At 46.2% G+C, this 15,028-nt stretch carries 12 protein-coding genes; 3 read left to right on the top strand and 9 right to left on the bottom strand.

The window, feature by feature from the left end; all coding sequences use genetic code 11:
- Nucleotides 1–138: 138 nt before the first annotated feature.
- The 4 genes from fusA to MBO_RS04090 form a co-directional block, all read right to left on the bottom strand.
- Nucleotides 139–2,265: an elongation factor G gene (gene fusA / locus MBO_RS04105; RefSeq protein ID WP_036364068.1), complete on the bottom strand. Its 2,127-nt coding sequence runs from the start codon at nucleotides 2,263–2,265 to the stop codon at nucleotides 139–141.
- Nucleotides 2,266–2,432: 167 nt separating this feature from the next.
- The gene (gene rpsG, locus MBO_RS04100; RefSeq protein ID WP_036364066.1) at nucleotides 2,433–2,906 is read right to left on the bottom strand and encodes a 30S ribosomal protein S7; all 474 of its coding nucleotides are present in this window, start codon (nucleotides 2,904–2,906) and stop codon (nucleotides 2,433–2,435) included.
- A gap of 115 nt (nucleotides 2,907–3,021) precedes the next feature.
- Nucleotides 3,022–3,396 carry a 30S ribosomal protein S12 gene (rpsL, locus tag MBO_RS04095; protein WP_029102685.1) on the bottom strand — a complete coding sequence of 125 codons (375 nt, stop codon included), beginning with the start codon at nucleotides 3,394–3,396 and terminating at the stop codon, nucleotides 3,022–3,024.
- 182 nt (nucleotides 3,397–3,578) lie between these two features.
- Nucleotides 3,579–5,021, bottom strand: a complete 1,443-nt coding sequence (locus MBO_RS04090; protein WP_052585297.1) for an EcsC family protein — start codon at nucleotides 5,019–5,021, stop codon at nucleotides 3,579–3,581.
- A 296-nt stretch (nucleotides 5,022–5,317) separates the two neighbouring features.
- On the opposite strand from MBO_RS04090, the gene MBO_RS04085 reads away from it, so the two are divergent.
- Both MBO_RS04085 and MBO_RS04080 read left to right on the top strand, forming a co-directional pair.
- On the top strand, nucleotides 5,318–6,550 hold the full coding sequence (locus MBO_RS04085) for a beta-ketoacyl synthase N-terminal-like domain-containing protein (RefSeq protein WP_036364056.1): 1,233 nt from the start codon (nucleotides 5,318–5,320) through the stop codon (nucleotides 6,548–6,550).
- 180 nt (nucleotides 6,551–6,730) lie between these two features.
- The gene (locus MBO_RS04080; protein ID WP_227712665.1) at nucleotides 6,731–7,996 is read left to right on the top strand and encodes an anthranilate synthase component I family protein; all 1,266 of its coding nucleotides are present in this window, start codon (nucleotides 6,731–6,733) and stop codon (nucleotides 7,994–7,996) included.
- Nucleotides 7,997–8,038: 42 nt separating this feature from the next.
- Here the strand turns inward: MBO_RS04080 and MBO_RS04075 are convergent, their stop codons facing one another.
- Nucleotides 8,039–9,835, bottom strand: a complete 1,797-nt coding sequence (locus MBO_RS04075) for a M24B family metallopeptidase (protein WP_036364050.1) — start codon at nucleotides 9,833–9,835, stop codon at nucleotides 8,039–8,041.
- Nucleotides 9,836–10,000: 165 nt separating this feature from the next.
- Between MBO_RS04075 and MBO_RS04070 the strand changes: the two genes are divergently transcribed.
- A complete protein-coding gene (locus MBO_RS04070; RefSeq protein ID WP_036364045.1) occupies nucleotides 10,001–11,167 on the top strand; it encodes a sugar transporter in 1,167 nt (388 codons plus the stop codon).
- Nucleotides 11,168–11,220: 53 nt separating this feature from the next.
- On the opposite strand, the gene MBO_RS04065 is transcribed toward MBO_RS04070, so the two are convergent.
- The 4 genes from MBO_RS04065 to MBO_RS04050 form a co-directional block, all read right to left on the bottom strand.
- Complete coding sequence (locus tag MBO_RS04065; protein ID WP_036364041.1) at nucleotides 11,221–11,610, bottom strand: hypothetical protein; 390 nt, start codon at nucleotides 11,608–11,610, stop codon at nucleotides 11,221–11,223.
- A 145-nt stretch (nucleotides 11,611–11,755) separates the two neighbouring features.
- Complete coding sequence (gene lnt / locus MBO_RS04060) at nucleotides 11,756–13,360, bottom strand: apolipoprotein N-acyltransferase (protein ID WP_052585296.1); 1,605 nt, start codon at nucleotides 13,358–13,360, stop codon at nucleotides 11,756–11,758.
- Between the two features lie 124 nt (nucleotides 13,361–13,484).
- Complete coding sequence (locus tag MBO_RS04055) at nucleotides 13,485–14,351, bottom strand: transporter associated domain-containing protein (RefSeq protein WP_036364038.1); 867 nt, start codon at nucleotides 14,349–14,351, stop codon at nucleotides 13,485–13,487.
- A 181-nt stretch (nucleotides 14,352–14,532) separates the two neighbouring features.
- Nucleotides 14,533–15,012: a YcgN family cysteine cluster protein gene (locus MBO_RS04050; RefSeq protein WP_036364034.1), complete on the bottom strand. Its 480-nt coding sequence runs from the start codon at nucleotides 15,010–15,012 to the stop codon at nucleotides 14,533–14,535.
- Nucleotides 15,013–15,028: the final 16 nt, after the last annotated feature.

The raw sequence follows: 15,028 nt of genomic DNA, 5'->3' as shown, positions 1-15,028 counted from the left end.
GATACTAATCCTTTTAGAATGATCTTAATCTGATCGATATAAGACAATTTAAAAATAAAATTTAAATCTGCTACATTGATTGCAAGACATTCAAATAATGCTTGCAATCAAGTATTGTTAGATTAACAGATGAGTAAATTACTCGTCGTCGTCTTTAGCAGTGAACTTCTTGATGATCTCATCAGCAACGTTCTTCGGAGTCTCTTGGTATTTTGCGAATTCCATAGAGTAAGTCGCACGACCTTGAGACATAGAACGCATTTGGGTAGCATAACCGAACATCTCAGCAAGCGGTACTTCAGCGCGGATGGCTTTGGTGCCGCCAGGTAGATCGTCCATACCTTGAACCATACCACGACGACGGTTCAAGTCGCCCATGATGTCGCCCATGTAGTCTTCTGGAGTCTCAACTTCTACTTTCATGATAGGCTCAAGCAATGCTGGAGAGGCTTGCATAAAGCCTTTCTTGAATGCCATAGAACCTGCCATTTTGAAAGATAATTCGTCAGAGTCAACGTCATGGTATGAACCATCATATAGAGTTGCTTTAACGTTAACTACTGGGTAGCCTGCTAGAACGCCGTTTTTCATACGCTCTTGGATACCTTTATCTACTGCACCGTGGTATTCTTTAGGTACAACACCACCCACGATTTCTTCAGCAAATTCGTATTCCACTTCACCTTCTGGATCAAGCGGCTCAAGACGTAGCCAAACGTGACCGAACTTACCACGACCACCAGTTTGACGAACGAATTTACCTTCAACTTCAACAGTTTGACGGATCGTTTCACGGTATGCAACTTGAGGAGCACCGATGTTCGCTTCAACGTTAAATTCACGCTTCATGCGGTCAACGATAATGTCAAGGTGTAGCTCACCCATACCAGAGATGATGGTTTGACCTGATTCTTCATCAGTGCGTACACGGAATGAAGGGTCTTCTTTAGCCAGACGACCTAGAGCGATAGACATCTTCTCTTGGTCAGCTTTGGTTTTTGGCTCAACCGCTAGGCTGATAACTGGATCTGGGAATTCCATGCGCTCAAGAGTGATAACATTGTCATTATCACACAGTGTATCACCAGTAGTTACGTCTTTTAGACCTACGAATGCTACGATGTCACCAGCACGGGCTTCGCTCACTTCTTCTTGTGAGTTAGCGTGCATCTCAACGATACGACCGATGCGCTCACGCTTCATCTTAACAGGGTTATATACGCTGTCACCTTGCTGAGCAACACCAGAATAGATACGTACATAAGTCAAGTTACCAACGTACTTATCGTTTTGGATTTTGAACGCCAAACCAGCAAATGGTTCATCATCAGAAGACTCACGAGTACCTTCGGTTTCGTCTTTGTCATCTAGGATACCACGGATGGCTTCAACGTCATTTGGCGCAGGTAGGAATTCGATCACCGCGTCAAGCATACGCTGTACGCCTTTGTTTTTAAAGGCAGTACCACATAGCATTGGTTGGATTTCACATGCTAGTGTACGAGTACGAAGACCAGCTACGATGTCTTCACGAGACAGATCACCTTCTTCTAGGTACTTGTCCATCAGCTCTTCTGAACTTTCAGCTGCTGCTTCAACCATGTTGTTGCGCCATTCTTTAGCAACATCAACCAGGTCAGCAGGAATTTCGCCATATTCAAACTTCATGCCTTGAGATTCTACATCCCAGATGATAGATTTCATCTCAAGCAGGTCAACAACACCTTCAAAGTTATCTTCAGCACCGATTGGCACAACTACAGGTACAGGGTTACCACCTAGACGAGTTTTTACTTGCTCAACTACGCGGAAGAAGTTCGCACCAGTACGGTCCATTTTGTTGACGAACGCAAGACGTGGCACTTTATATTTGTTAGCTTGACGCCATACAGTTTCTGACTGAGGCTGCACACCGCCAACCGCACAGTAAACCATACACGCACCGTCTAGTACACGCATAGAACGTTCAACTTCGATGGTGAAGTCAACGTGGCCGGGGGTGTCAATTAGGTTGATACGATGCTCTGGGAATTGATCGGACATACCTGACCAAAAGCAAGTGGTTGCTGCTGATGCGATGGTAATACCACGCTCTTGCTCTTGCTCCATCCAGTCCATGGTGGCAGCGCCTTCGTGCACTTCACCTAGTTTGTGGTTCTTACCTGTGTAGAACAAAATACGCTCAGATGTGGTGGTTTTACCAGCATCGATGTGCGCAGAGATACCGATGTTACGATATCTGTTTAGGGGGGTTTTACGTGCCATAATTTTTCCTAGAAAAATTCTGATTAATTGGGTGTCTGATGGATAATTTTAATCAATATTCATGACCAAAACATGACAATCAGACTTATATGGGCTGACTTGGATGATAAGACATCATCCAAGCCAATGCACCTGTTATTAAGAAATGCTTGACAGCACTTCTTAAATTAGAAGCGGAAGTGCGAGAACGCTTTGTTCGCATCAGCCATACGGTGAACGTCATCACGTTTCTTGATGGCAGCGCCTTTACCTTCTGCTGCATCGTTTAGCTCACCAGCTAGACGTAGAGCCATTGATTTTTCAGAGCGCTTAGCAGCGGCGTCAGCCAACCAACGCATGGCTAGGGCAGTACGACGGGAGGGACGTACTTCCATAGGTACTTGGTAGGTAGCACCACCAACACGGCGAGCTTTAACTTCCACCGTTGGGCGAACGCTTTCTAGCACTTCTTCAAAGAATGCAACTGGATCTTCAACGTTGCGCTTAGCAGCAACAGTCTCTAGTGCGCCGTAAACGATTTTTTCAGCGACTGATTTTTTACCATCAACCATTACGTGGTTGATGAATTTTGCGATGGTTTGGCTGCCGAATTTAGGATCTGGTAGGATTTCACGGGCAGCGACGACACGACGTCTTGGCATAATAGTTTCCTTATATCTTCAGGATAATCTGGTATAAAAGCTAGCTTAACCAGCCTTACTGCGTATGTGGGTTTGACACACCAAGCCCTAAAATACGCAAATGATGTCTTTAGGCTTATGCCTTAGGACGCTTAGCACCGTACTTAGAACGGCCTTGTTTACGATCTTTCACGCCTGCACAGTCAAGTGCGCCACGCACGGTGTGATAACGAACACCTGGAAGGTCTTTTACACGACCACCACGGATCAATACAACACTGTGCTCTTGAAGATTGTGACCTTCACCGCCGATGTAGCTAGATACTTCGTAGCCAGAAGTTAGACGTACACGGCACACTTTACGCATGGCTGAGTTAGGTTTTTTTGGAGTCGTAGTATATACACGAGTACAAACGCCGCGACGTTGTGGGCAGGCTTGTAGTGCAGGTACTTTCGACTTTTCAGTAATGGTCTTACGACCTTTACGGATAAGTTGGTTTGTAGTTGCCATTGGCAATTTCTCCCGTTATTAACAATATGGCTATTTTTTTATGCAATAGCCGACTATCCCCTTTTGGGGGCACTATATTATATAGTCAAAGTCAAAAAAATTCAAGCACAAGCAAAAAAATAACTTAGCTCATGCTTGAATATCATCAGTGATAACCAGCTTATGACAGCTGATAACACAATTTAATCATTTTTATCAGCGGGTTTTTCATTGGCGTCTATTTCTTGTGAGTGCTGATTTTCGGTCAATAATTGCGGACGTTCTGGGCGAAAAGTAGCCATCGCTGTACCCAGCACCTCTTCGATCAGCTCGCGGTTATAATACGCGCCAACACCTACCGAAGTGACCGGCAGCAGCTTACCAAACCAGCCTAATTTTAAGTTATCGATATTGACATATTTTGAAAGGTCATCAAACTGTTTGTTGAACAATTCACCGGCACTGTATTTTAGGCCGACATTCTGCAGCTCCTGATTTAAGCTTGAACGCTCTGCATTGGCAAATACGGTATTACCTAAGGCGAGTGCTGTTAGGATGATTTGCTTTTCTTGAAGTCTGGTCAAGTTAGCGCCTGACAGCACGCCATAGGCGATCTTAATGCCTTCTTTACCGGTTAATGGCTTATCATAGATCAGCGCCAACTGATACACCGCCTTTAATGACACCATCAAAAGCCATCCAGCATCTGCGATCAGACCCTTAATACCTGCAAGACCCGCCAAACCACCCATCACCGCCAAGGCACGGTTCTGATTGGCGGCATCGCGCGCAAAATCATCGCGCTCCATATCGGTCAGACTGGATAAATTGGCAAAACGAGAATCTCTGGCCAGATCTTTTTCTGCCCAATTATTCGCCCAGCTAGCTGCTTTATTAAAAATAAAATCGGTCATACTGTCACTATTAAAGCTCGGAGCGACTTTACCCACCAAAGATTGGGCAGTGGTGAATTTTGGACCAAATAACTTAGCGCTCATGCTCGATGTCTGCTTACGAAAAGCGTCTTGTTCATATTCTTTGGCGTTAAGATCGACCGCATGATAAGGCTCGCTAGTCGATTTTGAGCCATTCATCGCACTTAAGAATGCGCCAAGTTTGCCAAGTGAGCCGGCCAGACCACCTTTGGCATCGCCATCAGTCCCTTGCGCTTCAACTGTCTCTTTGATTTCTTGAATGTTTTGGGTTAACTTTTCTTTGGCATCAGTCGCACGCTCTTTGGCATCTTCAATAAGATTGCCTAGCTCGTCTTGGGCTTTTTGCTTAGTGCTTTCAACCTTGTCCCTGACGTCTTCGATGACCTCTTTGGCAGCATTTTGTAAATCATCTAGACCACCCTGCTCGCCCTTGCCAATGTTAGCGGCTTTAGACACCATTTCATCCAGTGCGTTATCAACTGTTTGTTTGATAGACGTGGATTCGTCCTGATTGGTCTCATCTTGGCTGTCTTGAACATTGCCTTTAGGCTCTTGGGCATCGCGAGAATCCTTAACCACCAACACGTCTTGTACAGATTTGTTATCAATATCTACTTGCGCCACGACTTCGACGCCATCTGTGGCATCTAGTGAGTCAGCCAGATTGTCTAGGTTATCTAAATTTTCGTTGTGGGATTCTTTATTTGACATCATAATCTCCTTGGATGCTATTTCTTGGATGCTATTTTTTGAATAAATTTTACACAATGTATATCTTTAATACTATCATAAAGACCGCACCCTTGCCAAATAAAAACTTAGCGAAAATGTTATCCTGCGCACCAAATATTACTGGCAGATTAAGGAAATGAAAACTTTGGCAATTTATGCAGGCAATGGCGCATGCTGCAAATTCCCCACTTTAAAAATTTCCATTTTTATCAAATAATTTGTTACAATAACCAAAATACAACTGTAAACTTTTTATATCTCACAAGGAACATTCCATGAAAAGAGTCGTCATCACAGGCATGGGCATTGTCTCAAATATCGGCAATGACCTAGCCGCCGTTACCGAAAGCCTAAAAAACGGCAAATCAGGCATTGTCTTTAACCAAAGCTATGCTGATAATGGCTTTAAATCATGCGTGTCAGGTTCTATTGACCAGAGCACGCTTGATACGTCTGCCATTGACCGCAAATTAAAACGCTTTATGTCGGATGCTAGCCTATACGCCTATGTGTCCGCCTTGTCTGCCATAGATAACGCAGGTCTCACCCTTAGTGATGTGGCGGATAACGTGCGTGTGTCGATTGTGGCGGGCTCAGGCGGAGCAAGCACGGCAGACGTGGTAGGCTCAGTGGATAACATGAAAGCCAAGGGACTGCGTGGCGTGGGAGCCATGGCAGTACCAAAAATCATGAGTAGCACAGTGTCCGCCACGCTTGCCACAGGGTTAAAGATTAAGGGCATTAGCTATTCGTTGTCGTCCGCTTGTGCCACGTCTAGCCACTGTATCGGTCATGCCATGGAACTTATCCAGCTTGGCAAGGCGGACATGGTCATCGCAGGGGGCGGTGAGAGTGAGCATTGGACACAGTCGTGTATGTTTGATGCCATGGGGGCGATGAGTACGAGCTACAACGACACCCCCACAACTGCAAGTCGCCCTTATGATAGCACCCGAGACGGCTTTGTCATCGCAGGTGGTGGCGGTATGGTGGTTGTGGAGAGCTTAGAGCACGCACAGGCGCGTGGAGCGACAATCCTGGCGGAAATCGTGGGCTATGGGGCAACATCAGACGGAGCGGAAATGGTCGCCCCAAGCGGAGAAGGGGCAACTCGCTGTATGCAAATCGCCCTATCGCAGGCAGGGCTTGACACAGTGGATTATGTCAATTCGCACGGCACATCAACACCGCTTGGCGACATCACGGAACTACACGCCATTGCAGACGTGTTTGGCGGTGCGGACAAAACTCCACCCATTAGCTCCACCAAATCCATGACAGGGCATAGCCTAGGAGCAGTAGGCGTGCAAGAGCTGATTTATTGCGTGCTGATGATGAATAACGACTTTATCGCCCCGAGTATTAATATCACCGACATGGACGAAAAAGCCAAGCCTTTTGACATCGTTGAGACCACACGACAAACCGAGATTAACACCGTCATGAGCAATAGTTTTGGTTTTGGTGGGACAAACTCGGCGTTGGTGGTAAGAAAGTTTAAGGGTTAAAATAAAACCCAAAATCATAATAAAACCCTATTTCAAAAATAGGGTTTTATTTTTACCGAACTTGCATTAAAATTCGACTTTTCTCATCTTTCTTTAAAAATGCTCACACACCACTTTACCACCACCCACAGTCCAAGCACCCTTACCGCCTTGATTGCCACGCACCACCCCGATTGGCAGGTGTGTTTTTTGCACAACACTCATCGCCCCGTCATTGGCATTTACCCTGTTGTTTCGTGGACCGCTGTCTTTACAAACGGCTTATCCATTCACAAAAAAACTCGCCAAAACGACAACCACACCTACCCTGCCACCTACACCGATTGGCAAAACGAGCTTATCGCCTACTGCCAAGCCCACACCCCAGGCCCTACACACCACGGCGAATATACGCACGGCTTAATGGGCTTTATCGGTTATGACCTATCAGCTCACGAATTAAATCCCAGCATCACTATCAAGCCCAACCAGCCTTGTGCTTATTTTGGGCATTATGACATTTATATTAAGCCGTGCGAGCATGGATTTGACTTGATTGGTATCAATGTTGATAAACAAATTTTTGATGAAATAAAGAATAGTTTAACTGAGTTATTAAATCAACAATTACCAAAACCAACACCTGCCCAATTTATCTCATCATGGCAAAAATCGGATTATAATCACGCCTTTAACCAAACCCAAGAATATATCAAGGCAGGCGATACTTATCAAATTAACCTTACCCAAAAATGGCAAGCAGATTTGGGTAATTTGGCCAGTTATTTGCCCCATTTGCAAGATAAAATCAATGCCCCATTTGCAGGGTTTTTAAAATTAGGTGAATTTGAAATTTTATCGGTATCGCCTGAATTATTTTTTGAATTTCATAAAATAGAAAATAATATTCATATCATCACAAAACCCATAAAAGGCACACGCCCACGCCATGATGATATTGATATAGACAATGAGTTAAAAAATGAACTCAAAAACAGCGAAAAAGACATTAGCGAAAATTTAATGATTGTGGATTTACTTCGTAATGACTTAGGCAAATACGCCCATATCGGCACGGTAAAAACTCCCAAACGCTTTGCCATTGAAAGTTTTAAAAACGTACATCATATGGTTAGCACCATCACCGCCCGATTAAAGGACGTACATAGCCTAGAAGTCTTGTTTGGCAGTTTGCCCGCAGGGTCAATCACAGGCACACCAAAAAAACGGGCGTGCGAGATTATCCATGAATTAGAAATATCTCCCCGTGGGGCGTATTGCGGAACCATGGGCTATATGAATTTTGACGGTACGGGTAATTGGAATGTACTCATTCGCACGTTGCAAAAATGGCAAAAAACAGAACTTTGGGCAGGAGGCGGTGTTACCATAAAATCGGATATGGAGAGTGAATATCAAGAATGTTTGGATAAAGTGGGGAATATTATTCAAATGATGTCAAATTAAGCCAAAAAAATCCGCCCAGAATGGACGGATTTTTTATTGACGTTATACTGCTTGGGTGCGCTCGATGAGCCACGCTTTGGCGTCGCCATCAACACGATCAATCAGCGCATCGTGTACTTTTTTGTGATAATCATTGAGCCAGTTTTTTTCTTCGGTGGTCAATAATTCTGGCAATAGCAGACGAGTGTCAAACGGACACAAAGTCAAATCTTCAAACTTAGCAAATTCGCCAAACTCGGTGCTGTGCGCAGGCACGGTCGCCACCAGATTCTCAAGGCGAACGCCCCACTTGCCTTCACGGTATAGCCCCGGTTCGTTACTGGTGATCATGCCCAATTGCATGGTTCGCTCTGTCGATGTTGGCGCATTACGCGAGATGACCTGCGGACCTTCGTGGACATTTAGAAAATAACCCACACCATGCCCTGTGCCATGTCCATAATCTAGACCCAGCTGCCACAGCTGATTACGCGCCAAGACATCCAGCTGAGATGATGGAATACCCACAGGATAGACTGCGGCTGCTAATGCGATGTGCGCCTTTAGGACATAAGTGACATCGCGCTTCTCATCATCGCTGATGTCGCCAATGCCCACCATACGTGTGATGTCGGTGGTGCCATTGTAATACTGCGCCCCAGAATCGATCAGCAACAGCCCCGAACCTACAATCTGAGCGTGGTTATCTTTAATGGCCTTATAATGCACAATCGCCCCATTGCCCTTAAAGCCTGCAATGGTGTCAAAGCTTGCCGAAACGTGGTTTGGCTGCTCGCTGCGTGCATCGTTCAGCATGGTGTTAATATCCAGCTCGGTAATCGCATCGCCTGCTGCCACACGCTGCTCAAGGCGACTAAAGAAATGACACAACGCTGCACCATCTTGACGCATCGCTTCTTGCACGTGGTTTAGCTCGATGTCCGATTTTATTGCCTTTAACACCGTACTTGGGTTCATCGCGCGCACGATAGTTACACTGCCCGGCACTTGCTTGATGGTGCTGATGGCAACTTTAGCAGGGTCGATTAACAGCGTGCCTGTTATGTCTGCCAAGGCTGTCGTAACAGCGGAATAATCCGCCGTGGCGATGCCTGCATTCTGCAAGGCAATCTTGGCATCTTCATTTAATTTTTGTTCATCGACAAACAGTACCGCGCTGTCTTTACCAACCAATAAATGCGACAAAAACACGGGGTTAAATGACACGTCGCTACCACGCAAATCAGTCAGCCAAGCAATATCATCAAGGCTGGAAATCAGATGAAAATCCGCGCCAAGCTCATTCATTTTGGTGCGTACTTTGGCAAGCTTGTCGGCTGATGTACCATCCAAAAATTCACTTGGATGCGGATAGATGGCCTCAGTTGGTAGGCTTGGGCGATCATCCCAAACTTCCGCCAACAAATCAAGGTGCGTGACCAGCTCAATACCCTTATCTGCAAAAGTTTGGCTTAAGCTATCAAATTCTGCCACCGACAACACAGCACCATCAATGGCAACCTTGGCACCATTTGGTAAATTGTCCACCAAAAACTTACCAAAGGTTGGACGCCCCTGTTCCATCTTTTGAAGTTCGATGCCTGTATCAGCAAGCTGCATCGGTGCCTGCACCCAATAGCGACTGTCCGTCCACACGCCTGCAAAATCTTGTGTGATCGCCAGTGTACCCACCGAACCTGAGAAACCTGACAGCCATTTTCGGCCTTGCCAGTACTTGGGCAGATACTCAGACATGTGTGGATCTGCCGACGGCACAACGATGGCATCGATGCCGTTTTTTTGCATGAGTGCGCGAAGCTTTGTGATGCGTTCGCGACGAATTTGGGCTGATACTGCCATAGATACTCCTGATTACTCTCATTAGATTGAATGCTGAAATTCTATCATAATCCGTTATTTTTTACACGATTGCGATTTTAATGACCAAGCATCGTCATCGATTTATCAAAAAATCGTGGTACAATTTACCCCCCCCTCCAAAAAAACTTATCAGCAGCCACAGTCATGCTTACCACCACCCAGATCGACCGCTTACGCACTTATCGAGTGATGCTTCTTGCCTTTGCAGCATTCATTTTTAATACGACAGAATACATTCCCATCGCCCTACTCTCAGACATCGGCACAAGCTTTAGCATGCCTGTCGATAAAGTAGGCATCATGATGACCGTCTATGCCTGGATCGTCGCACTCGTCTCACTGCCACTCATGCTTGCGACCGCCAAAATCGAGCGAAAGCGATTGCTAGTTGGCGTCTTCACACTGTTCGTGGCAAGTCATATTTTATCGGCGGTGGCGACTAGCTTTGGCGTTTTGCTCATCGCGCGTACAGGCGTAGCCTTAGCTCATGCGATCTTTTGGTCGATTACCGCAAGCCTCGTCGTGCGTCTTGCTGCCAAGGACAAACGCACCAAAGCATTAGGTCTGCTTGCCACAGGTTCGGCACTTGCTGCCGTGCTGGGCTTGCCGATCGGGCGATTGGTGGGTCAGTATCTAGGCTGGCGAGCAAGCTTTGCACTCATTGGTGTATTGGCATTGATTTGCCTTGTGATCTTGTGGAAAATCCTGCCAAATCTACCCAGTCGTAATGTCGGCAACATCAAAAGCCTGCCCGACATCCTAAAAAACACACCGCTATTATTAGTGTATCTGATGATAATACTCATCGTGACCGCGCATTTTACTGCTTATAGCTATATTGAGCCATTCATGTTAAACGTGGTGAATTTCTCGGCGAACTTTGCAACTTGGATATTGCTAATGTTTGGGCTTGCAGGCATTGTGGCAAGCATACTCTTTGGTCGTTATTATGAACGTATGGAAAGATCGTTTTTATGGCTTGCCATGATGGCGATCGCCTTGGGACTTAGCACATTATTCTTGTTTTCTGACATGTCGGCGCTTTGGGTTATTAATGCCTTCTTGTGGGGCATTGGTGCGACCACCATCAGTCTGGTGCTACAGATACAGGTGCTGCGCCTCGCGCCAAAAGCCACAGACGTTGCCATGAGTATATTCTCAGGGATATTTAATATCGGCATTGGCGGCGGTGCGTTGCTTGGAGGCATTGTCATCGCACAGATGAGCTTGATTCACATTGGACACGTTGGCGCGGCAGTCGCACTTCTTGCGATGCTGGCTGCATGGGCGTACACACGACGCTTGGCATAACACCCAAAATAAAACCCTTAGCAGTTGCAAGGGTTTTATAATGACGTCTGAATTTATTCAGTTTTCGCTGCTTCTTTATCTTCAGCTGATTGGGGTGCAGGCGCGGCATTGGTTGTGTCGCTCGGTGCAGATGGTGCAGCAGGTGTCTCAGCAGTCGCGGTTGCTTGAGTTGGCGCTTGCGCGTTTTCTGGTGTTTGGTCTAGCTTGTCTTGAGCTTCAGCCACTGCAGCATCGCTGGCTTGCGTTGCTGGTGCTTCAACAGAGTCTGTGCTAGCTTCTGCAGCAGCTTCTTCAGCTGTTGGTGCTTTTGGCTGATGCTCGCCTGCTGGACGTAACCAAGCAAAAATACCGATCGCCGCAATCATTACAAGTAAAAGAACAATACCAACCAATGCTGTTAGCGTCTCTTTGGTTGGGTTATTATTTGATGCATCATGTGCCATAAATCACCTGTCATTAAGATGGGTTAATTGTAAATACAAAATGAGATAAATTTACCCTATTATATACCAAATTTTGCGATTTTGTACAATTCCTTTGGTCGATTAAGGAATTATTACACAAAATTTGGGTAAAATTCATCAATTTTTAATCACGAACGCCCTTACCAGTGTAGTATTTTTGGGTTCTGCTGGTTTTTGATTTGCCGTATTTGGCCACGAAACTCAGCAAAATCAGCAGCGCGCTCAACACCAAAATCGGATAGCTGCCGAATCTTACAAATGGCGTCACGCCCGACATCGATTCAACTTCACCGCGTAATACCGTACGCTCGAACTGTGGTGCTTGATTGACGATTTGACCTTTTTGGTTGATGATGGCGGTCACACCTGTGTTCGTTGCACGCACAAAATAACGCCCCGTCTCAAGGCTTCGCATCTGAACCATCTGCAGATGCTGCCAAGGACCTGCCGAACTGCCGAACCACGCATCATTAGAGATCGTCATGAGAAAATCGGTATTCTTAGCATTATGACGGGTGGTCTTAGGATATGCCACCTCGTAGCAGATGGCAGCACCAACGTTTTGACCTTTGATGGTAAATGGTGCTTGATTGCTTGAACCACGACTGATGCTCATCGCACCCTGCATGTTCGCCAAATCAGGCAGCAAGTTAAACAACCCTTCGAACGGCACATATTCACCAAATGGTACAAGACGCTGCTTCTTATAAAGCGCTTGTGTCTCGCCAAGCACCGCCACGCTGTTATAAATTGGTGGGTAGGCGTGGCGATTCTCATCGTAATTCTTAAGGTCGCGATAGATAAGTCCTGTCACCCAAGTTGAGTCGTTGTTACGAGCGCGATTAATCATGCCTGCGATGAATGGCTCGGCTTCATCATGGAACATCGGGATCGCAGCTTCTGGCCAGATGACAACATCCCGCCCCCATTCACTCTTAGACAGATCTTCATAGATCTCAAGTGTGCGCACACGGTATTCAGTAAGCCACTTCATGTCTTGTGGGATATTGCCCTGCACCAAAGAGACAGACAGCTTCTCACCCGATGGTTTCACCCAATCCACAAGGCTCAACCCAAAAGACACAGCCAAAGTCAGCGCGCTTAGCCCGATAAAGGCAACTTTATGGCGGAACAGCTCAACCACCGATGCGGCAAACAGCACCGCCACGAAACTTATGCCAAACACCCCCAAGACTGGGGCAAGTCCGTTCATCCAAGTCTGTTCGGTGAATGCATAGCCTACAAACAACCAAGGAAATCCCGACAGTAGCCAAGTTTTTAGCCATTCTTGAATCACCCAGAACGAGGCAAATGCCAATGGCTGACGACCCAAGAAACGCACAAAGCCCCATGCAAAAAACGCATGAAAAAGCCCCATGATAATCGCCATCACACCAATCATTATATAGGCAAGCCATGAAGGTATCGCGCCATATTCATGTATTGAATTATAAAGCCAAAAAGCACCAATTACCCACGTACCAAACCCATACACCCAGCCAATCCAAAAGCCGCGGCGACCGCTATCTTCACCCACAAGTAGCGCATACAATGCCATCACCGAGAACAGCGCCAAAGGCCACAGATAATAAGGCGCTAACGCAAAGCTAAACCCAAGACCAGCGACGAGTGCGATGATGAGCTTGATTCCTATGGGCAGACGAATGCTCTTAGCATTACTACGAGTATTGGTTGGGATGTTGGGATGATAAATAGGTTTGGTGGTCATGGCGTGATTAAATATAGCTAAATTAACCCATTATTTTAGCAGAATTTGAAAGATTTGGCGACGAATTACAATAAAGAACCAATAAGACCTAAGCCTTATTGGTATATTCACTCAATCCAATCTTTTAGATTGTACTATTTGGGTTTAGCGTCATCTCAAGCAGATGAATGTAACGCCCTTCGACATCTACAATGACAATCTGCCAATCATTAATCCGCACCGTCTCGCCCTCTAGGTGGCTTACCGAGCCCAGTGCCTGCATGACCAATCCGCCCATGGTATCGACATCTGCATCATCGAAATTCGACCCCAGAATGTCATTAAAATCACTGATCAATGTCGATGCCTGCACGAGCCAGACGCCATCTTTGGTGGGATGTGGTACGATGTTATTAATATCGCTGTCTTCATCGATGTCATCATGCTCATCAACGATGTCGCCCACGATCTCCTCTAGCAGATCCTCCATCGTGACGATGCCAGAGACCGACCCAAATTCATCGAGCACCACCGCCATGTGCACTTGCGCCTTTTGTAGTAGGCGAAGCAGTGTGTCAGAGCGTGCGGTTTCGTTAATGTATAGCGGCTTTCTGACGATGTCTTTTGAGAAAAATGGGTGATCAATGCCTTCAGCGCGACTCGCCAAAATCGGAATCAAATCTTTGGCAAGTAAAATACCCAAAATCGCATTATCATCATGACTGTCAAACACAGGATAACGAGAATGCTCAGTCTCAAGCAATACCGCCAAAATGTCTGAGATGTCAGCATCACTACTGATGGCAGCAAGCTGTGGGCGCGGCGTCATAATCTCACGCACTTGGGTGGCAGGTAGATCCAGCACACCTTCTAACATATCGACCGTGTCTGGCTCTAGGAATTGGCGCGAATCTTGAACCAATTTTAACAAATCATCGCGAGTTTCAGGGGCGGCGGACAGCCAACGTTTTAAGCCGCGCGTCCAACCACCCGAATGACTGTCGTCTGACATAAGAAGACTTCAACCTCTATTGTGGGAAATTTTTGGTTAATTTAACGGATTTGACAGGATTATTCAAGCGCTATTTGGTTACTGCTGATATGCTCAAAGTGGTGGATTTTTGATTGCTACGCCTCCACGCCACCAAGAAACACAACAAACCATCAAAACATCTGAACAGGCTTATAAGTCGCTAAATCTTCACCCATCTGATGATGCGCTCTTCTATCTCGTCATCATCAAAATCAAGCTCAGAATAACAGCGGCCACGCACGCCGAATTTATCCATCGCCTGCTCATGTCGCGCCTGCCCTGAGATCAGATAGTGCCAATGTGGCAAGCCCTGCCCTAGATGCAGTCGCTTATAAGCGCAGTGCCTTGGCAGCCACATCATGCCAGACACCATCTCATACGTAAGGCGAATGCAATCAGGCACATAAGACTTACGATTGGCATAATCAGCACAATGCCCCGTCGAACAGTCCAAGAGACAACATGCCACGTCGGTATATTCGGTAAATCTTGGATCGTCATCGTCCAAGAACTTCACCAAACAGCACACCCCACACCCATCACAAAGCGCCTCCCACTCGCTGTCATTGAGCTCACTTAGTGGGTATTTTTCCCAGAAACGCTCTCGCAATTGGCTTGGTTGTTCTGCTGATTCTCTCATTATGTTAGCTTATTAA

The sequence above is a fragment of the Moraxella bovoculi 237 genome (assembly GCF_000696305.2).
In the GTDB taxonomy this organism is placed as follows: domain Bacteria; phylum Pseudomonadota; class Gammaproteobacteria; order Pseudomonadales; family Moraxellaceae; genus Moraxella; species Moraxella bovoculi.
Note: the sequence above shows the minus strand (reverse complement) of the source record. Positions and strands in the feature narration are given on the sequence as shown.

Coding starts and splice junctions, on each gene's coding strand:
- fusA (WP_036364068.1), bottom strand. CDS start 2,265: ATGGCACGTAAAACCCCCCTAAACAGATATCGTAACATCGGTATCTCT.
- rpsG (WP_036364066.1), bottom strand. CDS start 2,906: ATGCCAAGACGTCGTGTCGTCGCTGCCCGTGAAATCCTACCAGATCCT.
- rpsL (WP_029102685.1), bottom strand. CDS start 3,396: ATGGCAACTACAAACCAACTTATCCGTAAAGGTCGTAAGACCATTACT.
- MBO_RS04090 (WP_052585297.1), bottom strand. CDS start 5,021: ATGTCAAATAAAGAATCCCACAACGAAAATTTAGATAACCTAGACAAT.
- MBO_RS04085 (WP_036364056.1), top strand. CDS start 5,318: ATGAAAAGAGTCGTCATCACAGGCATGGGCATTGTCTCAAATATCGGC.
- MBO_RS04075 (WP_036364050.1), bottom strand. CDS start 9,835: ATGGCAGTATCAGCCCAAATTCGTCGCGAACGCATCACAAAGCTTCGC.
- MBO_RS04070 (WP_036364045.1), top strand. CDS start 10,001: ATGCTTACCACCACCCAGATCGACCGCTTACGCACTTATCGAGTGATG.
- MBO_RS04065 (WP_036364041.1), bottom strand. CDS start 11,610: ATGGCACATGATGCATCAAATAATAACCCAACCAAAGAGACGCTAACA.
- lnt (WP_052585296.1), bottom strand. CDS start 13,360: ATGACCACCAAACCTATTTATCATCCCAACATCCCAACCAATACTCGT.
- MBO_RS04055 (WP_036364038.1), bottom strand. CDS start 14,351: ATGTCAGACGACAGTCATTCGGGTGGTTGGACGCGCGGCTTAAAACGT.
- MBO_RS04050 (WP_036364034.1), bottom strand. CDS start 15,012: ATGAGAGAATCAGCAGAACAACCAAGCCAATTGCGAGAGCGTTTCTGG.